This is a genomic window from Candidatus Pelagibacter sp. RS40 (assembly GCF_002101295.1).
Lineage (GTDB): Bacteria > Pseudomonadota > Alphaproteobacteria > Pelagibacterales > Pelagibacteraceae > Pelagibacter.
Genome location: NZ_CP020778.1, coordinates 754,461 through 780,000, shown reverse-complemented (window position 1 = coordinate 780,000; position 25,540 = coordinate 754,461). Strand labels below are relative to the sequence as shown.

The 25,540-nt window shown below is 30.3% G+C and carries 23 protein-coding genes, 2 tRNA genes, 1 rRNA gene, 1 other RNA gene and 1 riboswitch; of the genes, 6 read left to right on the top strand and 21 right to left on the bottom strand.

Annotated features, from left to right (window positions below; genetic code table 11):
- Positions 1-49: 49 nt before the first annotated feature.
- The 3 genes from B8063_RS04175 to B8063_RS04165 all read right to left on the bottom strand — a co-directional run bounded on the left by B8063_RS04175 (position 50) and on the right by B8063_RS04165 (position 1,789).
- Positions 50-125 (bottom strand) — tRNA-Ala (locus B8063_RS04175).
- Between the two features lie 9 nt (positions 126-134).
- Positions 135-211, bottom strand: a tRNA-Ile gene (locus B8063_RS04170).
- Positions 212-314: 103 nt separating this feature from the next.
- A 16S ribosomal RNA gene (locus B8063_RS04165) occupies positions 315-1,789 on the bottom strand.
- Between the two features lie 283 nt (positions 1,790-2,072).
- Here B8063_RS04165 and B8063_RS04160 point away from each other — a divergent pair.
- Complete coding sequence (locus B8063_RS04160) at positions 2,073-3,371, top strand: M23 family metallopeptidase (protein WP_085069781.1); 1,299 nt, start codon at positions 2,073-2,075, stop codon at positions 3,369-3,371.
- On the opposite strand, the gene B8063_RS04155 is transcribed toward B8063_RS04160, so the two are convergent.
- From B8063_RS04155 to B8063_RS04135, 5 genes are read right to left on the bottom strand one after another with little or no spacing between them, the layout of a single operon-like run.
- On the bottom strand, positions 3,368-3,772 hold the full coding sequence (locus B8063_RS04155) for a DUF4167 domain-containing protein (RefSeq protein ID WP_085069779.1): 405 nt from the start codon (positions 3,770-3,772) through the stop codon (positions 3,368-3,370). The genes B8063_RS04160 and B8063_RS04155 overlap by 4 nt on opposite strands.
- Entirely contained in the window at positions 3,772-4,617 is an 846-nt protein-coding gene (gene prmC / locus B8063_RS04150; protein WP_085069777.1) for a peptide chain release factor N(5)-glutamine methyltransferase, read from the bottom strand. The genes B8063_RS04155 and prmC overlap by 1 nt, the downstream gene beginning before the upstream one ends.
- Positions 4,617-5,690, bottom strand: coding sequence for a peptide chain release factor 1 (gene prfA, locus B8063_RS04145; protein ID WP_085069775.1), 1,074 nt, complete (start codon positions 5,688-5,690; stop codon positions 4,617-4,619). The genes prmC and prfA overlap by 1 nt, the downstream gene beginning before the upstream one ends.
- Positions 5,690-6,796: a flavodoxin-dependent (E)-4-hydroxy-3-methylbut-2-enyl-diphosphate synthase gene (gene ispG, locus B8063_RS04140; RefSeq protein WP_085069773.1), complete on the bottom strand. Its 1,107-nt coding sequence runs from the start codon at positions 6,794-6,796 to the stop codon at positions 5,690-5,692. The genes prfA and ispG overlap by 1 nt, the downstream gene beginning before the upstream one ends.
- A gap of 1 nt (position 6,797) precedes the next feature.
- Positions 6,798-8,012, bottom strand: a complete 1,215-nt coding sequence (locus B8063_RS04135; protein ID WP_085069771.1) for an aspartate kinase — start codon at positions 8,010-8,012, stop codon at positions 6,798-6,800.
- 65 nt (positions 8,013-8,077) lie between these two features.
- Here B8063_RS04135 and ubiG point away from each other — a divergent pair, with 65 nt between their 5' ends.
- Positions 8,078-8,806, top strand: coding sequence for a bifunctional 2-polyprenyl-6-hydroxyphenol methylase/3-demethylubiquinol 3-O-methyltransferase UbiG (gene ubiG / locus B8063_RS04130; RefSeq protein ID WP_085069769.1), 729 nt, complete (start codon positions 8,078-8,080; stop codon positions 8,804-8,806).
- Here ubiG and B8063_RS04125 read toward each other — a convergent pair.
- Both B8063_RS04125 and argJ read right to left on the bottom strand, forming a co-directional pair.
- A complete protein-coding gene (locus B8063_RS04125; protein ID WP_085069767.1) occupies positions 8,803-9,231 on the bottom strand; it encodes a DUF1178 family protein in 429 nt (142 codons plus the stop codon). The genes ubiG and B8063_RS04125 overlap by 4 nt on opposite strands.
- A 38-nt stretch (positions 9,232-9,269) precedes the next feature.
- Positions 9,270-10,571: a bifunctional glutamate N-acetyltransferase/amino-acid acetyltransferase ArgJ gene (gene argJ / locus B8063_RS04120; protein ID WP_085069765.1), complete on the bottom strand. Its 1,302-nt coding sequence runs from the start codon at positions 10,569-10,571 to the stop codon at positions 9,270-9,272.
- A gap of 55 nt (positions 10,572-10,626) precedes the next feature.
- Between argJ and secA the strand changes: the two genes are divergently transcribed.
- Positions 10,627-13,152: a preprotein translocase subunit SecA gene (secA, locus tag B8063_RS04115; protein WP_085069763.1), complete on the top strand. Its 2,526-nt coding sequence runs from the start codon at positions 10,627-10,629 to the stop codon at positions 13,150-13,152.
- On the opposite strand, the gene B8063_RS04110 is transcribed toward secA, so the two are convergent.
- A complete protein-coding gene (locus B8063_RS04110; RefSeq protein WP_085069761.1) occupies positions 13,147-14,253 on the bottom strand; it encodes an acetyl-CoA carboxylase carboxyltransferase subunit alpha in 1,107 nt (368 codons plus the stop codon). The genes secA and B8063_RS04110 overlap by 6 nt on opposite strands.
- 47 nt (positions 14,254-14,300) lie before the next feature.
- Positions 14,301-14,383: riboswitch (glycine riboswitch) on the top strand.
- A gap of 83 nt (positions 14,384-14,466) precedes the next feature.
- On the opposite strand from B8063_RS04110, the gene B8063_RS04105 reads away from it, so the two are divergent.
- Positions 14,467-16,617 carry a malate synthase G gene (locus tag B8063_RS04105; protein WP_085069759.1) on the top strand — a complete coding sequence of 717 codons (2,151 nt, stop codon included), beginning with the start codon at positions 14,467-14,469 and terminating at the stop codon, positions 16,615-16,617.
- Position 16,618: 1 nt separating this feature from the next.
- Here B8063_RS04105 and recR read toward each other — a convergent pair whose 3' ends face one another.
- From recR to kdsB, 6 genes are all read right to left on the bottom strand, one after another.
- Positions 16,619-17,224, bottom strand: coding sequence for a recombination mediator RecR (recR, locus tag B8063_RS04100; RefSeq protein ID WP_085069757.1), 606 nt, complete (start codon positions 17,222-17,224; stop codon positions 16,619-16,621).
- 6 nt (positions 17,225-17,230) lie between these two features.
- Positions 17,231-17,548, bottom strand: coding sequence for a YbaB/EbfC family nucleoid-associated protein (locus B8063_RS04095; protein WP_085069755.1), 318 nt, complete (start codon positions 17,546-17,548; stop codon positions 17,231-17,233).
- Entirely contained in the window at positions 17,541-19,178 is a 1,638-nt protein-coding gene (gene dnaX, locus B8063_RS04090) for a DNA polymerase III subunit gamma/tau (RefSeq protein WP_085069753.1), read from the bottom strand. The genes B8063_RS04095 and dnaX overlap by 8 nt, the downstream gene beginning before the upstream one ends.
- Positions 19,179-19,277, bottom strand: an RNA gene (gene ffs / locus B8063_RS04085) — signal recognition particle sRNA small type.
- A 45-nt stretch (positions 19,278-19,322) separates the two neighbouring features.
- Positions 19,323-20,150, bottom strand: coding sequence for a prephenate dehydratase domain-containing protein (locus tag B8063_RS04080; RefSeq protein WP_085069751.1), 828 nt, complete (start codon positions 20,148-20,150; stop codon positions 19,323-19,325).
- A 3-nt stretch (positions 20,151-20,153) separates the two neighbouring features.
- Positions 20,154-20,903: a 3-deoxy-manno-octulosonate cytidylyltransferase gene (gene kdsB, locus B8063_RS04075; RefSeq protein WP_085069749.1), complete on the bottom strand. Its 750-nt coding sequence runs from the start codon at positions 20,901-20,903 to the stop codon at positions 20,154-20,156.
- A 98-nt stretch (positions 20,904-21,001) separates the two neighbouring features.
- Between kdsB and B8063_RS04070 the strand changes: the two genes are divergently transcribed.
- Positions 21,002-21,541, top strand: coding sequence for a c-type cytochrome (locus tag B8063_RS04070; RefSeq protein WP_085069747.1), 540 nt, complete (start codon positions 21,002-21,004; stop codon positions 21,539-21,541).
- Here the strand turns inward: B8063_RS04070 and argF are convergent.
- Positions 21,533-22,462, bottom strand: coding sequence for an ornithine carbamoyltransferase (gene argF, locus B8063_RS04065; RefSeq protein ID WP_085069745.1), 930 nt, complete (start codon positions 22,460-22,462; stop codon positions 21,533-21,535). The two genes, B8063_RS04070 and argF, sit on opposite strands and share 9 nt — an antisense overlap.
- Positions 22,459-23,634: an aspartate aminotransferase family protein gene (locus B8063_RS04060; RefSeq protein WP_085069743.1), complete on the bottom strand. Its 1,176-nt coding sequence runs from the start codon at positions 23,632-23,634 to the stop codon at positions 22,459-22,461. Before B8063_RS04060 ends, argF begins: the two co-directional genes overlap by 4 nt.
- 174 nt (positions 23,635-23,808) lie before the next feature.
- On the opposite strand from B8063_RS04060, the gene B8063_RS04055 reads away from it, so the two are divergent.
- A complete protein-coding gene (locus B8063_RS04055; RefSeq protein WP_085069741.1) occupies positions 23,809-24,300 on the top strand; it encodes a GcrA family cell cycle regulator in 492 nt (163 codons plus the stop codon).
- Here B8063_RS04055 and B8063_RS04050 read toward each other — a convergent pair.
- The gene (locus B8063_RS04050) at positions 24,297-24,575 is read right to left on the bottom strand and encodes an SHOCT domain-containing protein (RefSeq protein WP_085069739.1); all 279 of its coding nucleotides are present in this window, start codon (positions 24,573-24,575) and stop codon (positions 24,297-24,299) included. The two genes, B8063_RS04055 and B8063_RS04050, sit on opposite strands and share 4 nt — an antisense overlap.
- Positions 24,575-25,537, bottom strand: coding sequence for a complex I NDUFA9 subunit family protein (locus tag B8063_RS04045; RefSeq protein ID WP_085069737.1), 963 nt, complete (start codon positions 25,535-25,537; stop codon positions 24,575-24,577). Before B8063_RS04045 ends, B8063_RS04050 begins: the two co-directional genes overlap by 1 nt.
- Between the last annotated feature and the right edge of the window lie 3 nt (positions 25,538-25,540).

Below are 25,540 nucleotides of genomic sequence, written 5' to 3'. Positions count from 1 at the left end.
TGATAATATAAAAAATTTTCTTCACAAAATAAAATAACTAAGTGTTTCATGGTGGAGGATAGCGGGATCGAACCGCTGACCTCCTGAATGCAAATCAGGCGCTCTCCCAGCTGAGCTAATCCCCCAGTTAATTTTGGTGGGCCGAGAAAGACTCGAACTTTCGACCCCACCCTTATCAAGGGTGTGCTCTAACCAACTGAGCTACCGGCCCCTACGTAGAAGAGAGAAACACTATTTCAAGAAGAGAAATGAGGACGGTCAACATTAACCTGTTATATTTTTTAGAATAAGAACGAGTTCTTATTCATCCTTAGAAAGGAGGTAATCCAGCCGCAGGTTCCCCTACGGCTACCTTGTTACGACTTCACCCCAGTCGCTGACTATACCGTGGTCAAGGGTTTTAAGCCTTGCCTTAAGGTAGAACCAACTCCCATGGTGTGACGGGCGGTGTGTACAAGACCCGGGAACGTATTCACCGCGGCGCGCTGATCCGCGATTACTAGTAATTCCAGCTTCATGTACTCGAGTTGCAGAGTACAATCCGAACTGAGGCATCTTTTTAGGTTTTGCTTGACGTCGCCATCTTGCTTCCTATTGTAAATGCCATTGTAGCACGTGTGTAGCCCAACACGTAAGGGCCATGAGGACTTGACGTCATCCCCACCTTCCTCCAGCTTATCACTGGCAGTTCTTTCAGAGTGCCCAACTAAATGATGGCAACTAAAAGTGAGGGTTGCGCTCGTTGCGGGACTTAACCCAACATCTCACGACACGAGCTGACGACAGCCATGCAGCACCTGTGTTTCGTCCGGCCGAACCGAAAGCTCTAATCTCTTAGAGCCGCGACGAACATGTCAAGTGTTGGTAAGGTTCTGCGCGTATCTTCGAATTAAACCACATGCTCCACTACTTGTGCGGGTCCCCGTCAATTCATTTGAGTTTTAACCTTGCGGTCGTACTCCCCAGGCGGTGTGTTTACTGCTTTCGCTGCGACACTGAAAATAAATTTCCAACGTCTAACACACATCGTTTACGGCATGGACTACGAGGGTATCTAATCCTCTTCGCTACCCATGCTTTCGTTCCTCAGCGTCAGTAATGATCCAGAAAGCTGCCTTCGCAATTGGTATTCTTTCTAATATCTACGAATTTCACCTCTACACTAGAAATTCTGCTTTCCTCTATCATACTCTAGCTAAAAAGTTTTGATTGCAGTTCCGAAGTTAAGCTTCGGGATTTCACAACCAACTTTTTTAACCACCTACGAACTCTTTAAGCCCAGTAATTCCGAACTACGCTAGGTCCCTTCGTATTACCGCGGCTGCTGGCACGAAGTTAGCCGGACCTTCTTATTCGGGTACCGTCATTTTCTTCCCCGACGAAAGAGCTTTACAACCCAAAGGCCTTCTTCACTCACGCGGCATCGCTGCATCAGAGTTTCCTCCATTGTGCAATATTCCCTACTGCTGCCTCCCGTAGGAGTTTGGGCCGTGTCTCAGTCCCAATGTGGCTGATCATCCTCTCAGATCAGCTATTGATCAAAGTCTTGGTAGGCCATTACCCCACCAACAAACTAATCAAGTGCGGGCTCATCCATTGGCGCATAAAGCTTTCTCCGTAAAGACTTATGAGGTATTAGCACAAGTTTCCTCGTGTTATTCCTCACCAAAGGGAAGATACCCACATGTTACTCACCCGTCTGCCACTAAGTATTGCTACTTCGTTCGACTTGCATGTATAAGGCGTGCCGCCAGCGTACGTTCTGAGCCATGATCAAACTCTCAAGTTTAAAAACGGCGCACACTAGCTTCTACATAAATACTAAGAATAATATTTATGTAATGTTGAAGTGTGTACGACAAATTTTGGTAACCTTAACCGTCCACACTTCTCTTCTTAAAATTTTTACAAATTAAATAGCTAATTGGACTATAAGGCCCAATAAACAACATTTTTTACATGCTGAGTGTGACGCTTATATTGGAAAAATTATTTAAATCAAGTTATTAGATAAATAAAAAGTGTGCTAAAAAGCCTTATATTTCAACGAATTTATATAAATACTTGAAGAGATGAAAAATAGAATTTTAGATAAGCTTCGAGAATTTACTCATTTTATTTGGCTTATTTTGCTTATTTTTATTGCTGTTTTTGTAACTTATTTTTATGACACTAATAAGAAAAATCAAATTTATTATTTAAAAAAATCTTTCAATAACATTTACTTAAAAAAAATAACTAATTCACTTACCTCAGAGTTAAATCCTAGATACATAACAATAGATTATAAAATTCAAAAAGGTGATACTTACGAAAATATATTAGAAAGTATTAATATTCCAAACACTGAAAAAAAAATCATTTTAAATAATATTAAAACAATTAAAGAAATAAAATCTTTAAAATTGAACCAAAAAATATTATTCAAAATAGATAGAAAAGATGAAGTAAGAGTAGTTGAGTTTAAAATTGAGATAGACAAGAAAAAAGATGTAATTTTTAAAAGATATAATAATCTTGCAAAATTTAATACAAAAATAACTGAAAAAAATTTAAGTAAAAAAATAATTTTCAAAGAAGGGGTAATTAAAAATAGTTTATATAATACGGCTTTAAACTTGAACATAAAACCAAATACTATAATTGAATTTGCAAGGTTATATGGATTTGAAGTAGATTTTCAAAGAGATATTTGGAAAGGAGATTCTTTTCAAATCATGTATGAACAATTTGAAAATGATGATGGTTCACTTATAGAAAGTGGTGACATAATTTTTTCAAACCTAAATATTCGAGGTAGTGATCTTAATTTATATAAATTTGAAATTAACAAAAATGAAACGGATTACTTTGACGAAAATGGAAAAAGTATGAGAAAAACGCTCATGAAGACACCTATAAACGGTGCTAGACTTTCTTCATCGTTTGGTAAAAGAAAACATCCTATATTAGGGTATACAAAAATGCATTTAGGAACAGATTTTGCTGCTCCAACAGGAACACCAATAATGGCCTCTGGAGACGGAATAGTTACAAGAGCAAAATGGTGCGGTGGTGGTGGAAATTGTGTTAAAATAAAACATAACTCTGTCTATCAAACTGTTTATGCTCATATGTCAAAGTTTGGAAGAGGAATAAAAAAAGGTGTTAGAGTAAAACAAGGACAAATTATTGGATATGTAGGATCTACAGGTTTATCAACCGGACCTCATTTGCATTATGAGGTAATAGAAAATGGTAAAAAAATTAATTCTCAAAAACTAAAGCTTCCCTCAGGTAAAACTCTTAAAGGAAATGAACGTAAAGATTTTGAAGTCAACAAAATTAAAATTGATGTTCTAAAATCTGAATTGATTGCAGGCTTAAATTAATCTATTGCTTTAATTTCTTCTTTTATTTCTTTATTATCACCTTCAGCAACAACTTGTTCCACCTTTGCCTCAGAATTTTGTTCACTAGAATTTGTTTTTAAATTCACAACTTTAGATTGTTCCTGCGAATTTAATATTCTTGCAAAATGGTCTGCATGTTGTAAGTAATTTTCAGATAATATTTTATCTCCATTTGATTGAGCTTCTCTCGCTAAATCATTATATTTTTCAATTAACTTTGCTGCGTTTTGGTTATTTCTTCCAGGATTTTTTCTTTTAAATTCGGGATTGTTATTAAAGTCACCATTTAACTTATGGCCATTGCCATTTCTCTTTTTGAAATTTCTATCATTATTAGATCTAAATCTATGTCTTCTTGGATTATTTTTGAAATTATTCATTAATTAGCTTTTGTGCTTACTATGCATCTATCTTTTCTTGATAAATCTTTAAATACTTGTATTTGGTTAAAATTATTTTTTATCAAATATTTTTTCACTTCTTTACTTTGTTTATCTCCAATCTCTAAAATAAGCTTTCCTTTTGTTTTTAATAGTTTTTGACTTTTATTAATTACTTTAAAAACTTTATTTAAGCCTGATATTCCCCCTGATAATGCTAGTTTAGGCTCATTTAACTTAACATCCTTATCTAAACTTAAAATCTCAATATCTTTGATGTATGGAGGATTAGATACAATAAGATCATATTTATTAGCAAAGTATTTGTCAACATCGATATTCAGAAATTTTATTTTTTTTTGTACATGATGCATTTCTGCATTTGATTTAGCAACTTTTAAGGCTTTTAACGATTTATCAATAGCGGTTGCTTTACAATTTTCTCTTTCTTTAATTATTGATATAATTATGCAACCAGATCCCGTTCCAATATCTAATATATTTTTGGTTGATAATTTGGGTAAATTCTTTAGCGCTTGCTCAATTATTAATTCGGTTTCTGGCCGAGGAATTAGTACATTTTTATCTACTTTAAATTTATACTTCCAAAAATCTTTAAAGCCCAGAATATATGCAATCGGTCTATTTTGCTTTCTTAATTTTAAATACCAATTAAACTTTTCTAAAACTTTATCATTTATTTTTTCATTTAAGTTAAGAAGAATTTTTTCTCTACTTAATCCAAGTATTTTAGATAAGATTAATTCAGCATCCAGCTTTGCTGAATTTAATTTATTAAATTTTAATTGTTTAGATGCATCGACTAATAATTCTTGATAATTCATTATGCTAATTTATTTAATTCTTCTTCTTGAGCTTGAATACTCAAATTTTCTATCATTTCGTCAAATATTTCACCTTCCATAAACTCTTCTAATTTATGTAAAGTTAAATTTATTCTATGATCGGTAACTCTTCCTTGTGGAAAATTATAGGTTCTAATTCTCTCCGATCTATCTCCTGATCCAATTTTACTTTTTCTGTCTTTAGATCTTTCCTCATCTCTTTTTTGTCTCTCTAATTCATAAATTCTTGATCTGAGAATTTTAAGACCTTTTTCTTTATTTCTTATTTGAGATTTTTCATCTTGTTGACTTACAACTATTCCGGTTGGAATGTGAGTTATACGAACAGCTGAGTCCGTAGTATTTACACTTTGACCACCAGGACCACTACTTCTAAAAACATCAATCCTTAAATCTTTATCCTCAATTTTTACATCAACTTCCTCTGCTTCTGGCAAAACTGCAACTGTTGCGGCTGAGGTATGTACTCTACCTTGTGTCTCTGTGTCAGGTACTCTTTGAACCCTATGAACTCCACTTTCATATTTTAAGGATGAATAAATATTTTTTCCTTTTATTGAAGCAATAACTTCTTTTAGACCGCCTGCATCGCTTTTTGAAATAGAAATTATTTCTAGTTGCCATTTTTTTTTATGACTAACCTTTTCATACATTTTAAACAAATCACCTGCAAACAGACTGGCTTCCAAACCACCTGTACCAGCCCTAATTTCAATTATTGCATTTTTGGTATCTGCCTCATCTTTAGGAAGTAAAAAAATTTTTATTTTTTTCTCATTAATTTCATAATTTTTTTTCAACTCCTCTAATTCAGTTTCAGCTAGATCTTTCATTTCTTTATCACCATTTTCATCAGCAATTAAAATTTCTAATTCCGATTTATTTTTTTCAAATTCACTATACTCCTTTGCTTGTTTGATAATTTCATTCAAATCTGAATATTCTTTTGATTTTTCTGCAAATGAATTTTTATCTATTGCACCACTCGACAAATCTTTCTCTAATTGAGAATGTTTTAAAATTAAACTTTGCACTTTAGCTAATGGTAGCATTATTTTTTTGGATCATTTTCAATTTCAGCAGCTTTTTTTTCGACCATAGTTACTACTTTTGATATAATTTCTTCACTTTTTATTTTCTCACTCTCAATACCGTTTAAATAAAGCATATGGTTTCCTTTGCCACCACCAGTTATTCCTATATCTGTTTGAGCAGCTTCTCCTGGACCGTTAACAACACAACCAATTATTGATAATGTTAAAGGAGTTTTAATGTGAGATAGTCGCTCCTCAAGGACTTTAACTGTATTAATTACTTCGAATGCTTGTCTTGCACATGAAGGACATGAGATTATTCTTACACCTCTATTTCTTAAATTTAAAGATTTTAGTATCTCATTTCCAACGTTAATTTCTTTTACAGGATCGTCAGATAAAGAAACTCTTATGGTATCACCTATTCCATCCAATAATAACGATCCAAATCCTATTGAAGATTTTATTGTTCCAGGTAAAAAACTTCCTGCCTCTGTTATTCCTACATGCAAAGGATAATCAATTTTATCTGACAATTGTCTATAAGCACCTATTGATAAAAAAACATCTGAAGATTTAACGCTTACTTTTAATTTAAAAAAATCCTCATTTTCTAAGATATTTATATTTCTTATTGCGCTTTCAACTAAAGCTTCTGGACACGGTTCTTTATATTTTTCTAAAATATCTTTTTCTAAAGATCCTGCGTTTACTCCAACTCTTATTGCACAATTATTGTCTTTAGCTGCTTTTATAACCTCCTTAATTTTATAAGTGTCTCCTATGTTGCCAGGGTTTATTCTTAAACAATGAGCTCCATTTTCAGCTGCTTCTATTGCTCGCTTGTAGTGAAAATGTATGTCTGCAACTAAAGGAATATTTATTTCCTTTATTATTTGTTTCAAAGCTAATGTTGATTCTTGATCGGGACATGAAACCCTCACTAAATCAGCGCCAGCATTTTCAATTTCTTTGATTTGATTTATTGTTGATTTTGAGTTTTGAGTTAAAGTATTAGTCATTGATTGGACAGATATTGGGTTATCACCACCAATATCTAAATTCCCAACTTTTATGGCTTTTGTTTTTTTTCTTTTAATATCTCTAAATGGCCTAATGCTCATTTTATTTTTCTAGTTTAAATTCTTTATGAAGTACTAAAATTGCTTTTTTGACATAAATTTTATTTACCAATACAGAAATTTTAATTTCTGAAGTTGAGATAACTTGAATATTAATTTTTTGGTTTGCAAGCGCTTGAAACATTCTAAAAGTAACCCCAGGTGTTGTAACCATACCAACACCAATAATAGAAATTTTAGATACATTTTTATCAAAAATTAGTTTTGTAAAATTTATACTTTTATTCTCATTAATAATTTTTTTTGTCTTTACAAGATCATCACTTTTAATTGTAAATGTAAGATCTGTTTCCTTTCCATTTGCAGATATATTTTGTACAACCATATCAACATTAATGGAGTTTTTAGATAAAGGTTTAAAAATTGCCGCTGCTATACCTGGTTTATCTTTAACACCTACTAGAGTAACTTTTGCATCGTTTTGGGTTGAAGAAATACCAGTTATAATTTTATTTTTAATAATGTTTTTTCTCTTTGTTATTAGTGTTCCTGATTTTTTATTAAATGAAGATTTAACTTCTATATTTATTCTATTTAGCCTTGCATCTTGTATGGATACGGGCTGCATTACTTTTGCACCCAATGACGCCATTTCCAACATTTCTTCATAAGAAATTATTTTAATTTTTTTTGCTGATTTTAATTTATTCGGGTCAGTAGTATAAACGCCTTCAACATCTGTATAAATAATGCATCTCTTAGCTTTAAAAAAAGTTGCTAACATTATTGCACTAGCATCTGATCCTCCTCTGCCTATAGTGGTTATCCTTTCTTCTTTGTTAATGCCTTGAAAGCCAGTAATTATTGGAATTCCTCCAGACTTTAAATAACGTAATATTTTATTTTTATTTATTTGGTTTATTCTTGAAAATTTGTGATTATTATCAGTGTAGATGGGTATTTGCCATGCTAACCATGATCTTGCTTTATATCCTTTATGTATCAATCTGCCAGCAATCAATGAACATGCAACTTGTTCACCTGAAGATACAAGAACATCGTATTCTGCATTAGAAAAATTACTACTAATTTCTTTCGATTTTTTTACTAAATCATTTGTTGCTCCACTCATTGCTGAAGAAACGACTATGACCTTATATTTTTGCTTCACATAGCTGCTAATTATTTCTGCAACCTTTTTTATTCGATTTATTGTACCAACAGATGTTCCGCCAAATTTTAAAACTACAATTTTCATGAGTAAATTTTTTTTAATTAAAATATATTGATAAAATACATCTTGAATATAAAGTCAATAAAGTAATGAAAACTAACACAATAAATAAAAAAGAAATAGAAAAATTTTCTAGAATTGCCAAAGAATGGTGGGATCCATCTGGAAAATTTAGACCTCTACATAAATTTAATCCAATAAGAATTAAATATATTAAAGATAATTTAGTTGAACATTTTAAGTTACAAAAAAATAATAAACCTCTTAAAAATTTACAGTTATTAGATATTGGCTGTGGCGGAGGCCTTCTATCTGAACCAATGTCAAGACTGGGTGCAAATGTAGTCGGCATTGATGCATCTCTAAACAATATCAGAGTTGCCAAGCATCATTTAAAAAGAAGTAAATTAAATATTAAATATTTTAATTGTTCACCAGAAAATTTAAAAACTTCTAAAAAATTTGATGTAATTTTAAATATGGAGATAGTGGAACATGTAGAAAATGTGGATATCTTTATTAAACAAAGTTCGAGATTTTTAAAAAAAAATGGGATAATGTTTGTAGCTACTCTAAATCAAACATTAAAATCTTATTTATTTGCAATCGTTGGGGCTGAGTACGTTTTAAGATGGCTTCCTATTGGAACTCATGAATGGGATAAATTTGTAAAACCTAAAAACCTTATTAATATTTGTCAAAAAAATTCATTAAAATTAAATAAAATTGATGGATTGACTTTTAATCCTATATTTGACCAGTGGAAAATATCCTCTGATAAATCTGTAAATTATATAACCAAATTTGAGAAAGTTTAATTCTCCTTGTCCTCAATCCAAGGCATCATTTCTGTTTCAATACCTTCGTCTTTTAACTCTCTGATGTCTTCAATTGAGGCTTTGCCATAAATACCTTTTTTTAGTTTTTTTTTATCTTTATTGTAATGAATTGATCTTGCCTCATAAGTAAAATTATCACCCACGAAATCAAAATTATCTTTTACAAATTTTTTATACTCTTTTAATTTTTGTTTAACTTCTTTCAACTTAAACTCATTTTTCTCAGATGATTTTTTTGTTTTTGATAAATTTGGAGCCATTAATGATTTTTCTACATTTAAAGAACTACAGTTTTGACAGTTTAGTAATTTCATTTTTTTTAATCTGTCATACTCTTTTGAAGATCCAAACCAACTTTCAAATTCTTTGTTACAGTCTCTACAATTTAGTGCGTATTTTATCATAATGATTACTTAAGCAGCAAAATTATATTTTCAATGTCCTAAGATCTATAATCAGCGTTAATTTCAATATAATCTTTTGTTAAATCCATAGTATATGAAGTAAAACTTTTTTGACCCATTCCAAGATCAACTGTTATTTCTATAGACTCGTTTTTCATGTATTCTCTAACTTTTTGCTCATCATAATCTTTGGCTAATTCATTTTTTGAGAAAATTTTATATGGCCCAAAAGAAATATTTATTTTTTTTATATCAACTTTTATTTCTGTTTTTCCGACTGCCATAGCTATTCTCCCCCAATTTGGATCTTCACCGGCTAATGCAGTTTTTACTAAAGGTGAGTTTGAAATTGAAAAGCAGATCTTTTTTGCATCAGCTACAGATTTTGCTCTAATACAATTTACTGTAACAAATTTAGATGCCCCTTCACCATCTGCCGCTACTCTTTTTGCTAAATTCAATAAAACTTCGTGCACGGATTCTTTAAAGTCTTTTAATTTTTTTTCTTTGTAGTTTTTCACCTCTGAATTTTTTGCTTTATTAGTAGCAAAAATTGATACCATATCATTAGTACTAGTGTCCCCATCACAAGAAATTGCATTAAAAGTAGTTTCAATACTATCTTTAAGAATATTTTTTAAAATTGAGGAAGACAAATTTGCATCAGTAAATAGAAATCCTAATGTTGTTGCCATATTAGGAAATATCATTCCAGAGCCTTTGGCAATGCCATAAACCTTTATTGGTGTGTTACCTATTTTGCACTCTGACATTGCTAGCTTGGGTTTAGTATCTGTTGTTTTGATACCTGAAGCTGATTTCATCCATATTAATTTATTTTGATTATATTTTATATTGTCAACTAAATTAGGAAGTGAATTTTTTATTTTTTCTAAAGGAAATTTTTCTCCAATTGTACCAGTACATGCAAAAAGTATACTGTCAGAGTGAATAATTTTTGGGTACTCTTCATCCTGTTTCTGTTTGAGTGTCAGTTTTTCAGACAAATCTAATGAGAGTATTTTTAATGCATCATATCCATCTGATCCTGTAAGAGCATTTGCATTTCTAGTATTAATCAATAATGCATGTATTTTTTGGGACTTAATTTTTCTATTCCACTTTATATTTTCTGATACAACACTTGATTTTGTAAACAAAGATGCATGATTAGCTCCATTTCTAAAATAAAATAAAACGAGGTCATCTCTTTTTTGATCATACAAATTTGCTGAAACTGCTGATACCGATACTCCATCTAAATGGTCTAAATCTTGAAAATCAGCAACTTTTGCGTTTTTATTTCTAGCATCAAAAAAGTTGTTTATGCCTAAAACCATGATATTTAATTTCCCTAAAAAATTACTATATATTCATTAATTACTGTACATTAAAATGTTTAATCCGTTAAATCTATTTTCTAAAATAATTAAAAGTGGAAATCAAAAAGAGTTAGATAGAATTGGCAAAATAGTTAATCAGATTAACGGTTTAGAAAAAAAATTTGAAAATATTGATAATTCTGATTTTCCAAAAAAAACATCTGAACTTATTTCGAGACTAGATGATGGTGAAAAGATAAACCAAATATTGCCAGAGGCTTTTGCTTTAGTTAGAGAAGCATCGAAAAGAGTTCATAATGAAAGACACTTTGATGTTCAATTAATTGGTGGTGTAGCTCTCCATGAAAATAAAATTGCAGAAATGAAAACGGGTGAGGGAAAAACCTTGACTATAACTTTAGCAGCTTACCTTAATGCACTAGAAAAAAAAGGTGTTCATATAGTAACTGTAAATGATTATTTGGCTAAACGAGATAGTCAAAATATGGGGGAAATATATGAATTCCTAGGTTTAAGTTGTGGCTTTATAAATACTCATCAATCTGATCTTGAAAGAAAAGAAAACTATATGAAGGATATAACTTATGCAACTAATAGTGAGCTAGGTTTTGATTATCTTCGAGACAATATGAAATTTTCAAAAAAAGACATGGTTCAAAGAGGACATAATTATGCTATCGTTGATGAGATAGACTCGTGTTTAATTGATGAAGCTAGAACGCCTTTAATCATTTCAGGAGCTGCAGAAGATAAAACCAGTCAATATATTGCAATTGATAAACTTGTAAAAACATTGAAGCCTGATGACTTTGATATTGACGAAAAGGATAAAAATATTCTTCTCACAAATAAAGGTATTGATAATATTGAAAAAATATTTTCAAACGCTGGTATTTTGAAAAATAATAATTTTTATGATCCTGAAAACCTACATCTTGTTCATCATGTCAATCAAGCTTTAAAAGCTAATCACTTATTTCACAACGGGCGTGATTATATAGTCAAAGATGATCAAATTATTATAATTGATGAACAAACTGGAAGACAGCTTCCAGGTAGAAGATTTGGAGATGGGCTCCATCAAAGTTTAGAAGCAAAAGAAAAGTTAGTAGTTAATGCTGAAAATCAAACTTTGGCGTCTATAACCTACCAAAACTTTTTTAAACTTTATAAAAAAATATCTGGTTGTACTGGAACAGCTCAAACCGAGTCGGAGGAGTTTTTTGAAATCTATAATTTGCCAGTAGTATCAATACCTACAAATAAAGAAATGATTAGAAAAGATTGGAATGATCAAATTTTCAGAACTTTAAAAGAAAAGGACGATGCAATAATTGAGAAAATAATTGAATGCAATAAATCTGGCCAACCTTTGTTAGTATTTACTGCAAGTATAAATAAATCTGAGCACTATTCAGATTTGTTAAATAAAAAAGGGATTAAACACATTGTTTTAAATGCAAAAAATCATGAGAAAGAAGCAGAAATAATTGCCAATGCAGGCAAAATAAATTCAATAATTATAACTACAAGTATATCTGGAAGAGGGGTTGATATTAAACTTGGAGGTCAAGACGAAAGCGAAAAAGATAAGGTGAAAAAATTGGGAGGTTTATTCGTAATAGGAACTGAGAGAATGGAAAGTAGGAGAGTAGATAATCAAGCTAGAGGTAGATCAGGAAGGCAAGGTGATGAGGGCAATTCTATTTTCTTCGTAAGTTTAGAGGATGATTTAATGCGAATATTTGGATCAGAGTCTATGAATAATATTTTAGAAAAGCTTGGACTTAAAGATGGAGAAAGCATAGATCATCCATGGATAAATAAAGCTCTTGAAAGAGCTCAGCAAAAAGTTGAAGCGAGAAATTTTGATATAAGAAAAACCCTACTAAAATTTGACAATGTACTTAATGACCAAAGACAAGTCATATTTAGTCAAAGGAATAATGTTATGGAGAGCAAGGAAGCAAATGTATTTGCAGATGATTTTATAGATGAAAACTTAAATGAATTAAAAATCTTGAAATCTAAGAAATTAGCAAATCCCACTTCAGATGACTTTACAAAAAGCTTTAAGACTATTTTTGGAAAATCATTTGATGATGAGAAAGTAAAAGAAATTTCAAATGTAAAAGATGCAGAACTTGAAAAAATTGTAAAAGATAAATTTTCAGAAAAAAGAGATGAAAGAATTAGTCTTCTAGGAAAAAATGAAGCACTTGAAATTGAAAAACGAATATTCTTACAATTAATTGATCAAAATTGGAAATTGCATATTCAATATTTAGAACAATTGAGACAAGTTATAGGTCTGAGATCTTATGGTCAAAGAGATCCCCTAGTAGAGTATAAGAAAGAAGCTTTCATATTATTTGAGAATTTACTTAACAAATTAAAAACAGAATTAATTACTTTTTTGATAAATGTAAAAGTAATTGATAGCCAAGAACAAGATAATAATTTTTCACAAGAACAAAACAAAAAGTTTAACGAACTATCTACGAAAAAAATTGGAAGAAATGAGCCTTGTCCTTGCAACTCAGGTAAAAAATATAAGCATTGTTGTGGATCCTTATAAAATAAAAAATAAGGAGAATATAAAAATTAGGACTCCTATTGAAATATAGGTTAATTTAATATCACTTTTAAACTTAGAAATAATTCTATCAAATTTGCTTTCTTTCATTGTTAAATTTTCATTTAAACCTGTTTGAGTTGTAAATCCCTTATTCCTACCAATTGACAAAAATTTATTTTTTCTGTGGTTTAATATTTCATCTTTTTCCATAGAAAGAAAAAAATTTAAATTTTTATCTAAAGATAACCGAACATTGTCTAAAATTAAATCTCTATCCCTGTGAGCTCCACCAATTGGTTCTGGAATTATTTCGTCTATTATGTCTAAATTAAGCAAATCTTTGGATGAAAGTTTCATTGCTTTTGAAGCCTCTAAAGTTTTTTTTGGATCTCGCCAAAGGATTGTTGCACATCCTTCAGGAGAAATTACTGAGTAGATTGCATTTTGTAACATTAGCACCTTGTTAGATGATGCAAGAGCGATTGCGCCACCAGATCCGCCCTCGCCAATTATCACAGAAATAGTTGGCACGCTAAGTTCCATACAGCATTCAATGGATTTTGCTATTGCCTCAGCTTGACCTCTTTCCTCTGCTCCAACTCCTGGATATGCGCCAGGTGTATCTATAAATGAAATTATAGGAATTCTAAACTTATCTGCTAACTTCATTAATCTTATTGTTTTTCTATAACCCTCTGGTCGCATCATGCCGAAATTTCTCTCAATTCTAGTTTCTAAATTCTCACCTTTTTCTTGACCAATAATCAGCACTGACTTTCCATTAAACTTAGCAAATCCTGAGATGACAGATTTGTCTTCTCCATAATATCTATCACCAGAAAGAGGAACAAACTCCTCGAACAAATTATCAATGAAAAATTTAGCTTTGGGTCTGTCTTCGTGTCTTGCAACTAAAGCTGTTTGCCATGGATCTAAATTTGAGTAAATCTCACTTAACTTTTTATCAATCTCTTTTTGAACTTTTGAAATTTTAGACGTATCAACTTCAGACAATCCTTCTTGATTATATGGATCTTTTAATTGATCAAGTTCAGTCTCTAAATTTTTTACTTCTGTCTCAAAATTAAGGTAATTTTTCATTTAAAAGCTTTATTATATTTAAAAAAGGCAATAAAATGTCTTAAAATTTTGTTTTTATGGGAGAGACTATTATAGCGCCGAAGGAGCAACTTCCCCGGAAACTCTCAGGCAAAAGGACCATTTAAACATAATTATCTGGAAAGAGAAAATTTCTCACCGAAGGAGTAAAACTCTCAGGTTAATCAACAGATGGGGTTGAAATTTATTTAGTTTATGAAAGAAAAATTTATTAAAATTAATAATTTGTCTGTTGATAAAATACTTGCTGATTTTATAGATAATGAATTATTACTAGATACCAATATTAGTCCTAAAAAATTTTGGGATGGTTTTGATAAGGTGGTACATGAACTTGCTCCAAAAAATAGAGAGCTTTTAGAAATAAGAGAAACCATACAAAAAGAAATAGATCTTTGGCACAAAAAAAATAAATTTGAAGATTTTAATTTAGAAGACTACAAAAAATTTCTTAAGGATATTGATTATCTCAAGGAAGAAGGTTCAGAATTCAAAATCGAAACTAAAAATTTAGACACTGAAATTTCAAGTATAGCAGGACCTCAATTGGTTGTGCCGATAATGAATGCTAGATATAGTTTAAATGCAGCGAATGCGAGATGGATGAGCTTGTATGACAGTTTATATGGCACTGATGTAATTGAGTCAGAAGAGAGTGGAAGTGAAAAATATGACCCTCTAAGAGGTGAGCAAGTAATAAATTATGCTAGAGATTTTTTAAATAAACATTTTCCTATAAATGGTATTAGTTGGAGAGAAATCTCTGGATTTGAAGTTCATGATGGAAATTTAAAGATTAAAAAAGATAGAGATTTATTTGATTTAAAACAAAACGAAAAATTTACAGGTTTTAGAGGAGAAGCTTTAATGCCAACTGCCGTTATATTAAATAATAATAATTTACATTTAGAAATTATCATAAATCCAAAAGCGTTTAGCGCAGCACAAGATGCAGCCGGAATAAGTGATATTATAATAGAGTCAGCAATTTCGACTATATGCGATCATGAAGATAGTGTTGCCGCAGTTGATGCAGAAGATAAGGTTGCATGTTACAGAAATTGGTTAGGATTAATGAAGGGAGATTTAGTTTCAATTTTTGAAAAACAAGGAAAACAATTAAAAAGAAAACTAAATCCAGATAGAAGTTATATATCTAACTCAGGAAAAAAAATGAAACTTCATGGAAGAAGTTTGTTATTGGTTCGAAATGTTGGACACCTAATGACTAATCCGTCAATTATATTAAATGATGGATCTGAAGTTCCTGAAGGAATTTTGGATGCATTTATTACATCGGCAGCTTGCCTTCATGATTTAAAACGTAAAGGCAACTCTAGATCAGGTTCAATTTATATTGTTAAACCTAAAATGCATGGACCAGATGAAACAGCATTTACTGATATTATTTTTGGAAAAGTTGAGGAAGTTTTAGAATTAGATAAGAATACGATTAAATGTGGAATTATGGATGAGGAAAGAAGAACCTCTGCAAATTTAAAAGAGTGTATCAGAACTTTAAAACACAGAGTTTTTTTTATCAATACTGGATTTTTAGATCGTACAGGCGATGAAATGCATACCTCGATGGAAGCAGGTCCAATGATTAAAAAAGGAGATATGAAAAAGTCAAAATGGATTGAAGCCTATGAAAATAATAATGTAGATGTTGGCTTAAAATGTGGTTTTTCTGGTGTGGCTCAAATCGGTAAAGGAATGTGGGCAATGCCTGATAAAATGAAAGATATGATGGAGCAAAAAATTGGCCATTTAAATTCTGGTGCTAATTGTGCATGGGTGCCATCACCTACAGCTGCAGCATTACATGCTTTACATTATCATGAAATTGATATTTTTAAAAAACATGAAGAACTTAAATCAAGATCTCCAGCAAAATTAGACGGTCTTTTAGATATACCAATAGCTGATAGGCCAAATTGGTCTGTTGAGGAAATAGAAAATGAGATATCAAACTCGGCTCAAACAATCTTGGGTTACGTAGTGAGATGGGTAGATCAAGGTGTAGGTTGTTCTAAAGTTCCAGATATAAATAATGTAGGTTTAATGGAGGATAGAGCAACTTTAAGAATATCTTCACAACATATCGCAAATTGGTTACACCATGGATATTGCTCAAACAAGCAAGTACTTGAAATCATGAAGAAAATGGCTAAGGTAGTTGATGATCAAAACAAAAATGATCCAAATTATGAAAACATGTCACCAAAGTATTACAAATCAATTGCATTTAAAGCCGCTTGTGAACTTATCTTTCATGGTAAATCTCAACCATCCGGTTACACCGAACCACTTTTGCATTTAAACAGAATTATCAAGAAAAATTAAATTATTGTCCTAGGTTTTTGCGATTTTTAAACGCTGAAACAAGTGTTCCATCATCTAAATTTTCAATTTCACCACCAACAGGCAAACCTTGGGCAAGTTTAGAAATTTTTACATTAATATTTCTTAGGCTATCCTGTATGTAAAAGGCTGTTGTTTGACCCTCTACTGTAGCTGATGTTGCTAAAATTATTTCCTCAATATTATTTTTTTTTACTCTTTGAACTAATGAGTCTATTAACAGATCTTCTTTTCTTTGATTTATTGAATTATCAATAGTACCTCCTAATATGTGGAAGTATCCTTGAAAGATACTTGAACTTTCAATTGCCCATTGATCTGCAATATTTTCTACGACGCAAATTTTATTATAATTTTTATTTATATTTTCACAATTTTCACACTCTGATGTGCTTGATCTTAAAGCGCCACATGTTTTGCATCTAATTATATTTTTATAAACTTCGTTGAAAGATGAGGCCAAAGGTTTTAAAATCTCCTGTCTATTATTTATTAACTTGAGAATTATTCTCTTAGCTGATTTTGGACCAAGTCCAGGTAGTTTAGAAATTAGTTTGATAAGTGTTTCAATCTCAGAAATATTTTGCATTAATTTTTAAAGTGGCCATTTAAATCCAGGTATTCCAAATCCACCTGTTGCTTTTGATATCTCCTCGGAAGTTTTGGATTTCAACTGAGATTTAGCATTATTATGTGCAGCTGTAATTAGATCTTGAATTATACCCTTTTCTTCCTTTAAAATTTCGTCACCTATTTCAATGTTTGTCATTTCACCATCACCGTTAAGTGTAACTTTTATTGCATCTCCACCCGAGCTCCCTACTACCTCAATTTGTTTAATTTTTTCTTGGCTTTCCTTCATTTTCGCCTCAAGCTCTTTTGCTTTATCCAAAATCTTACTAAAATCAGTCATTACTCTCTTTATCTATTTTTTTTACATCAATCAATTCAGCATCAGGTAAAATTTCTAAAACTTTTTTATAAATATCACTTTTTTTAACTTGTTCAAAAATTTGTCTCTGGTTTATTTGGTCTTTTTCTTTCGTGGAAATTTCTCCTTTTTTTTGGGAAAGAGTTATTATCCACCTACTGCCTGTCCATTCAAAAAGTTTGTGTGATAATTCTTTAATAAAATCTTTATCTAGATTATCATTAAAAGAAATCTCCATTCTAAAATTCTCAAAGGATACAAGATTTACATTGGTTTCTAGTTCATATTTTAATTTCATTTCTTTTCTTTCATTACATAAATTAATTAACTCTCGAAAAGAGCTAATTTCAGTTTTTTTTTTATTCGTTTCCAATTTTGGATCTATTTTATCTTCTTGTGATACATTTTTAATCTGATTTACTGTTTCGACTGTTTTGTCTATTTTTACAGTTTCTTTCTCAATTGAGGAAATTAATGATTCATTGTTTATATCTTCTTTAATTTTGTAGCCTTTCAGATAAATTAATCTTACTAAAAACATCTCAACAGATAAGTTTGGATTAGAGACAATTTCTAATTCATCGATAGTTTTGATTGTAAATTGCCAAAATAAAATTATTTCTTGTGGATCTGTTTTTTCAGCTATCTCTAAAATTTTTTTAAATTCACCATCATTAAGATTAAAAATCTTACCCTCAAGCCTTATAGAATTTATATTTTTTATGTAATAAAGTACTTCAAGAAAGTCATTTAAAAATGATTTTGGTTCAATCCCTGCATCAAATAATTTTCTGTAATTTTTAATCACATTTTTTTCATCACCTTTCAATAAATACTCAATTAATTCTATTAAGAAGCTTTTATCAAAATACCCATAAATTTTCTGAGCATTTTCAAGAGTAAATTCACTACCATTAATATTACTCATTAGTCCACGATCTAACAGTGAAAGAGAGTCTCTAACAGAACCTTCAGAAATTTTTACAATAAGTTTTAATGCTTCGTCTGAAATTAGACCTTTTTCTTTTTTTGCTACATCTTTTAAAAAATCAAATAATTGATCAGACTTTATTCTCGACAAATCATATCTCTGACATCTTGAAACTACAGTCACTGGTATTTTTTTTATCTCAGTTGTGGCAAAAATAAATTTCAAGTAATTTGGTGGTTCTTCAAGTGTTTTCAACAAAGCATTAAAAGCCTGTTTGCTAAGCATGTGAACTTCGTCAATTATGAATATTTTATATTGTGCAGATGTTGGACCGTATCTAGAAAATTCGATTAAATCTCTTACATCATCTACACCTGTTTTACTTGCTGCATCCATTTCTAAAACATCAATATGATTAGAATTGATTATCGAGCTACAATTTTCGCAAAATTTTTCCTTACAAAGATTGTCTATCCCATTTTTACAATTAAGTGCTTTAGCTATGATCCTTGCGATAGTAGTTTTACCTACTCCCCTAATGCCAGTAAAAAGATAAGCATTTGGTGTTTTTTTAGATTTAATTCCATTCAAAATTGTTTCAATTACAACTTCTTGTCCGATTAAATCTTCGGGTACCTGAGGTCTATATTTTAAAGCTAATACTTTTGAATTATTTGTCATTAATAAAAGGAGACCAACCAACCTGGAAAATACTCATTACCCTTGCTCTTTTTCAAGCCTGGGGGAGTTCATGGTAACTCCACCTGATTGGCCCCCAAAACTATTATACCAATAATTTTTTCTATTCTACAATAAAGTTAAAGCTTATTTTTTTCTAATTTTATCAGCCTTATAAACACCTAGAACGTGCATATCTTCACAATGTAAACCTAATTCTTTTAATGAGTTTTTAATTTTATCCTCTTCAATATGACCCTCAATATCGCATAGAAAAAAAAAGGAGGAAAAAGAATTCTTTTCAGGAAAACTTTGTAATTTTGTTAAATTTACTCCATTTAATGCAAAACCTGATAGTGCAGAGTACAACGCAGCAGGTTTACTTTTAAGTTTAAATAAAAACGATGTTAAAAAATCTCCTTTATTAAATTCTGGTTGATAAATATCTCTTCCCATTAATAAAAATCTTGTTACATTATTTTCATCATCTTGAATATTTTTTTGTAAGACTTCTAAATTATAAATTTCAGCACTCAGTAGTGAGGCAATCGCAGATTTAGTTTTATCTTTATTCTCTGAAATATACTTAGCAGATCCAGCAGTATCAGCTCGTACATTTTCATTTAAATTATATTTTCTAATAAAGTTCGAGGATTGACTCAATGCTTGAGCATGTGAATATACATTTTTAATTTCATTTATTTTAGAGCCTTTTATTCCAAGTAAATTGTGTTTTATTGGAAAAAAGTGTTCCTCATAGATATTTAACCTATATTTGAAAATCAAATACTCAACACCTATATTTCCTGTTGTTTTATTTGACTCTGGTATAATTGCTTTAATTTCACTATTCTCACTCGATTTTTCAAAGCATTCATCAAATGTTTTGCAAGAAATAGTTTCACAATCTGGATACATTTTTTTTGCACAGCTTTCGCTGTAACTTCCAGGTATTCCTTGATAAGCAATTTTCATATTTTATTTCTTATATTCCATTAAATTTTTTAATTCTACATAATCCTTTTTTGTATCAACTCCGATTGGTATTGTTTTTGCATAAGCAACATCAATATTTATGCCATTCTCTAAAGCTCTTAATTGTTCAAGTTTCTTAACTTTTTCATTCTCAGTTTGATTTAATTTTACAAATTTTTTGAGAATAGACTTTTTGTAAATATAAATACCTATGTGTTGGTATATATAATTATTTTTTTTAGCATCAATAATTCTCTCAAACTTGACTGCTTTTGAAATACTTTTTTTTTGCAAATTTTCTTGGGTCACAACTTTAACTATGTTTGAGTTGCTATATTTTTCTTGCTCAGATGTATCTATTTTACATGCTAGTGTTGCTAGATCTGAATTATTATTTACTGTTTGAAAATTTAAATTTTTAATATCAGATATATCAATTAGCGGCTCATCTCCTTGCAAATTAATTATGTAATCAACTTCATTTTCTAATTTAATTTTCTCGAGAGCCTCTGCAATTCTATCCGTACCAGTATTATGTTTTTTGCTTGTAACTATTGATTTTCCTCCATTTTTTTGAACTTCACTTATGATTTCGTCATCACAAGTAGTTACAAAAACATCTCCAATTCCACACTCAATTGCCTTTTCATAAACATGCATAATGATGGATTTATTATTAATTTTTAGAAGAGGCTTGTTTGGTAGTCTTGTAGCTCCGAGCCTAGAAGGAATTAAAATTATACTTTTTGCCATAAATTCTAAGTATTATGCGTCTTTCAGACGCAAAATTAAAAATTAAATTTAGTATTTTTTAAGTTTATCATGTTATACGACCATATTAATTAAAAATCATGGACTCATTTGAAGTAAATAAAATTATTGCTGCAGTGCTGCTTGTGGCTCTATTAGTTATCGGTATAGGTAAAATAGCTGACTTAGTATTCTTTATAGAAAAGCCTGAGAAAGCTGGTTACAAAGTTGAATTACCTGATACGGAAAATAGTTCTCAAAGTGTGAAAGCTGCCGAGGTTGAAGAAGTTGATATTTCAGCTCTTTTAGCACTTGGTACAGTTGAACATGGAGAAAAGGTTTTTAAAAAATGTACTGCTTGTCATGTAGTAAATAAAGGTGGTGCAAATAAAATTGGACCAGTGCTTTATGGTGTATTAGGAAGACAAGTTGCGGCGATCAGTGATTATAAATATTCAAAAGCAATGGCGAGTTATGATAAAAATTGGACTTTTGAAGAGATGAATGGTTATTTAAGAAAACCTCAATCTTACATAAAAGGTACTAAAATGGCATTTGCGGGTTTAAGAAAAGAAAAAGATAGAGCATCTGTTATACTTTACTTAAATCAAAATTCAGATAATCCACTTCCTTTACCTTAATTTACCAAAACAATACAACAAAATACTTTTTTGAACATGAACTCTATTCGATGCTTGTTGCCAGACATGAGATTTTTTTCCTAAGAATACTTCATTTGTAACTTCATTTCCTCTAGGTAAACAGTGAAGAAAAATTACATTTTTTTTTGCGCTATTTAATAATTTTTCGTCTATTTTAAATTTTTTAAATTCTCTAATTTTTTGCTTTATATTCACTCGATCGTTCAGAGAAATCACTTTATCTGAAAAAATTACATCAGCATTTTTTACTGCTTTTTTTGGGTCATGATAAATATTAATATTCCTTTTGTTCTTCTTAACCCAATCCATAACAAACTTTTTAGGTTTATAATTTTTTGGACATCCAACATTTAATTGAAAAGAAAATTTCACACTTGCGGCAATCAAGCTATTTAGAACATTATTGCAATCGCCAATCCAAGATATGTTAAGTTTTGAAATTGGTTTTTTTTTTAGTTCTTCAACTGTAAAAACATCTGATAGGATTTGTGTAGGATGAGATGATGGACTCAAGCCGTTAATTACTGGAATATTTGAGTATTTACAAAATTCTTGTATTTTATTATCACTATCAGTTCTAAGCATAAAGCCATCACCATAAGTAGATAATATTTTAGCTGTGTCTGCAAGGCTCTCTCCGCCTTTGCCCAAATGAATTTCTTTAGATTTTAGAGTTAATGTGCCACCACCTAATTGTTTTATAGCAAGATAAAAACTTAGTCTCGTTCTAGAACTAGGTTTTTCAAACATTTGTATTAATAATTTTCCACTAAGTGGTTTATCTTTATCAATATCAAGTGTATTTGAATTTTTTCTTCTATTTTTTCTTTTTTTTGCCTCATCTAAGATTTTTCGTAGGTCTTTTGATGGTATATCTTTTATATTTATAAAATGTTTCATATTTTATAATTTTTACAAACTTTTCTTATTATTTTTAAAGCAAAGTTGATCTCTGATTTTTTTACATTAAGTGGAGGCAATATTCTTATTACATTTTCTGCTGCGCGTATTGTAAGTAATCTATTTTCCATTAATAGCTGGATAAATTTTGTCTGATCAAAATTTAATTGTAAACCTATTAATAAACCTTTTCCTCTTACTTCTTTAATAATTTTAGGAAATTGTTCTTTAATTTTATTTAGTTCTAAATGAAAAAATTCTGATAATTTTTTAACATTTTGCAGAAATCCTTTTTTTAAAATTTGATCAAGCACTGCATTACCAACTGTCATTGCTAAAGGATTGCCGCCAAATGTAGAACCATGAGTTCCAGGTAACATTCCTTTTGCAACTTTTTTTGTCATTAAAACTGCACCGATTGGAAATCCTCCACCGATACCTTTTGCTATAGGTACAATATCAGGTTTTACTTTCGCAGATTCGAACGCAAGAAAAGTCCCTGATCTTCCAATACCACACTGAACTTCATCCAAAATAAGCAAAATACCTTTCTTATTGCAAAGTTTTCTCAATTCTTTGATACAAAAATCTGGAATAGTTTTGATGCCACCTTCTCCAAGAATTGTTTCAACCATTATAGCTGCTGTATTTTTGTTTATTAGTTTCTGCATTTTTTTGTGATTTCCAAACTCAAAGTGGTCGAAACCAGGAACTTTTGGTCCAAAGCCCTCCGTCATTTTTTTTGATCCACTAGCACTTATTGCAGCAATAGTTCTCCCGTGAAATGAGTTCTTAATACATATAATTCTATTTTTGTTTGGCTTTCCAATCGAATAGAAATATCTTCTTGCAACTTTTATTGCTGCCTCTGTTGCCTCTGCACCACTATTCTGAAAGATCACAGCATCTGCAAATGTATTTTTTGTAAGTCTTTTTGCTAAATTTTCTCCCTCTGGAATTATAAATGCATTAGATACATGCCAAAGTTTTTTAGCTTGATCTTTTAATTTTCCATACAAATATCGGTTTGCGTGTCCGAGAGAGTTTACTGCTATTCCCTGAACAAAGTCTAAATACTTTTCTCCTTTTGATGAATAAAGAAAACTGCCAATTCCTTTTTTAAAGGATAAATTTCTTCTTTTGTAATTATTTGCTAAAGAGCTTTTATTCATCAATCGTTATTTTGTTAAATATTGGTTTTTAAAAATCGTTATATTGCAACCATAGGTTATTATTAAATAAATTATTAACATGTTAAAAAAACCAAAATTTGTCTTGTCTTTTAGGTTATTTATGTTTCAACATAATGTTATATAAATAATATAAACTACAAAATGTAGTAAAATATGAGCTGGACAGAAGAAAAAGTTAATAAATTAAAAGAGTTATGGGGTAAGGGCCAAACTGCAAGTCAGATTGCTGAAATAATCGGCGGTATCAGCAGAAATGCAGTTATTGGTAAAGCTCATAGGCTAAATTTATCTGCAAAAATAAAAACTAGATCAGCTATCAATTTTAACAATTCTCAAAAAGCAAATGAGAACGGTACTACAAAGAAAGGAAGAAAAAGTAGATTTAGATCTTTACTTTTAGATAAAGATTTCGAACCAGCTAAAAATTTGCAACTTGAGGAACTTACTGAAGATACTTGCAAATATATGGAGGGGCATCCAGATGAGAAAAATTCATCTTTTTGTGGAAGAAAGACTGTTGAAAAGTTTTCCTACTGCCCACTTCATTTAATGATTGTTTTCCAACCAAAAGGTAAAAAAGACGATGTTGTTGAAAAAGACGATGAAGTTCCGCAGTTTATAGAGAAAAAAATTAAATCAGCCTAATTTAAAATCTTTTCTTTAGCTTTCTTGAATTCCTCATCTGAAATTATGCCCTGCTCTTTTAGTTTATTTAAATCGTTAATTTGATCAATTAAATTTGAATTAGAATTTGAGATTTTTACATTTTCCTTGATATCACTTGTGGCTATTTTTTCATCTTCAGATTTATCTTTAATATTTTGTCTTGCCTCTATACCTCTACTAATAGCTTTGCCTGAAATTATAATAACTGTAGCAAAAATGATAATTGCAATACCAAATACTAAATAATTTAACATTAAGTGGTCTCTTGATTATTTTTTCTAGTGTATTGACCGCCGGATCTCCAATTATAACTATATTTTTCAATCTCATCTTCAAATATTTTATTTGCATTTAATCCAAGATCAAAATTAGTTTTATACTTTTTTGTAGGGATATTATCATATTTCAATAAAATTAATTGATCAGAAGTTAACAAAGGTTTAGGCAAAAGACCTAAAAAAACTGCTGTCATTTTTGCAATTGGAAGTGGCAGTGGGATAAGTAAACGTTTTTTTTGTATAGATTTTAATATTTTTTTTAACATTTCTTTGAATGATAGTATCTCGGGGCCAATACATTCTATTGTTTCATTTTTAATTTCTTTTGATATCATTTGGTATATTATTTCAGCTAGATCTGAAACATGTATAGGAACAAATTTTGTTTCACCATTATAATATAAAGGCATTATTGGTAGTTTAGATAACAAAGACATAAAATTGGTTGTAAAATTATCATCAATTCCATAAACAATTGAGGGTTTAAGAATTAAAGAATTTTTAAAATTTTTTTTAACATTGTTTTCTCCATCCAATTTACTTTTTGCATAAACACTATTTGAAGCATTTTCTACTCCCAAAGCTGAAACATGAATGAATTGATCAATTTTTTTTTCTTTAGCAATTTTAGATAAAATATTTGGCAAAACTGAGTGAATTTTATTAAACTGGCCTTTGTTTTTTTCATACAATATACCAATAAGGTTAATGCACACTGAGCAATTGTTGAATAATTCTTTAATTTTTCCCTCATCAAGGCTTTCCAATTCTACCAATTCTAAATATCCTGGATTGGCTTGAGTTTTTAATTGAAAGCCTTTCTGGTGAATATTCCTTGTAACAGCTACTACTTTATAGTTATTTTTTGTTAGTTTCCGAATAAGATTTCGCCCGATATTTCCTGTGGCGCCAAAAACTAGAATTTCTTTAGGTTTCATATA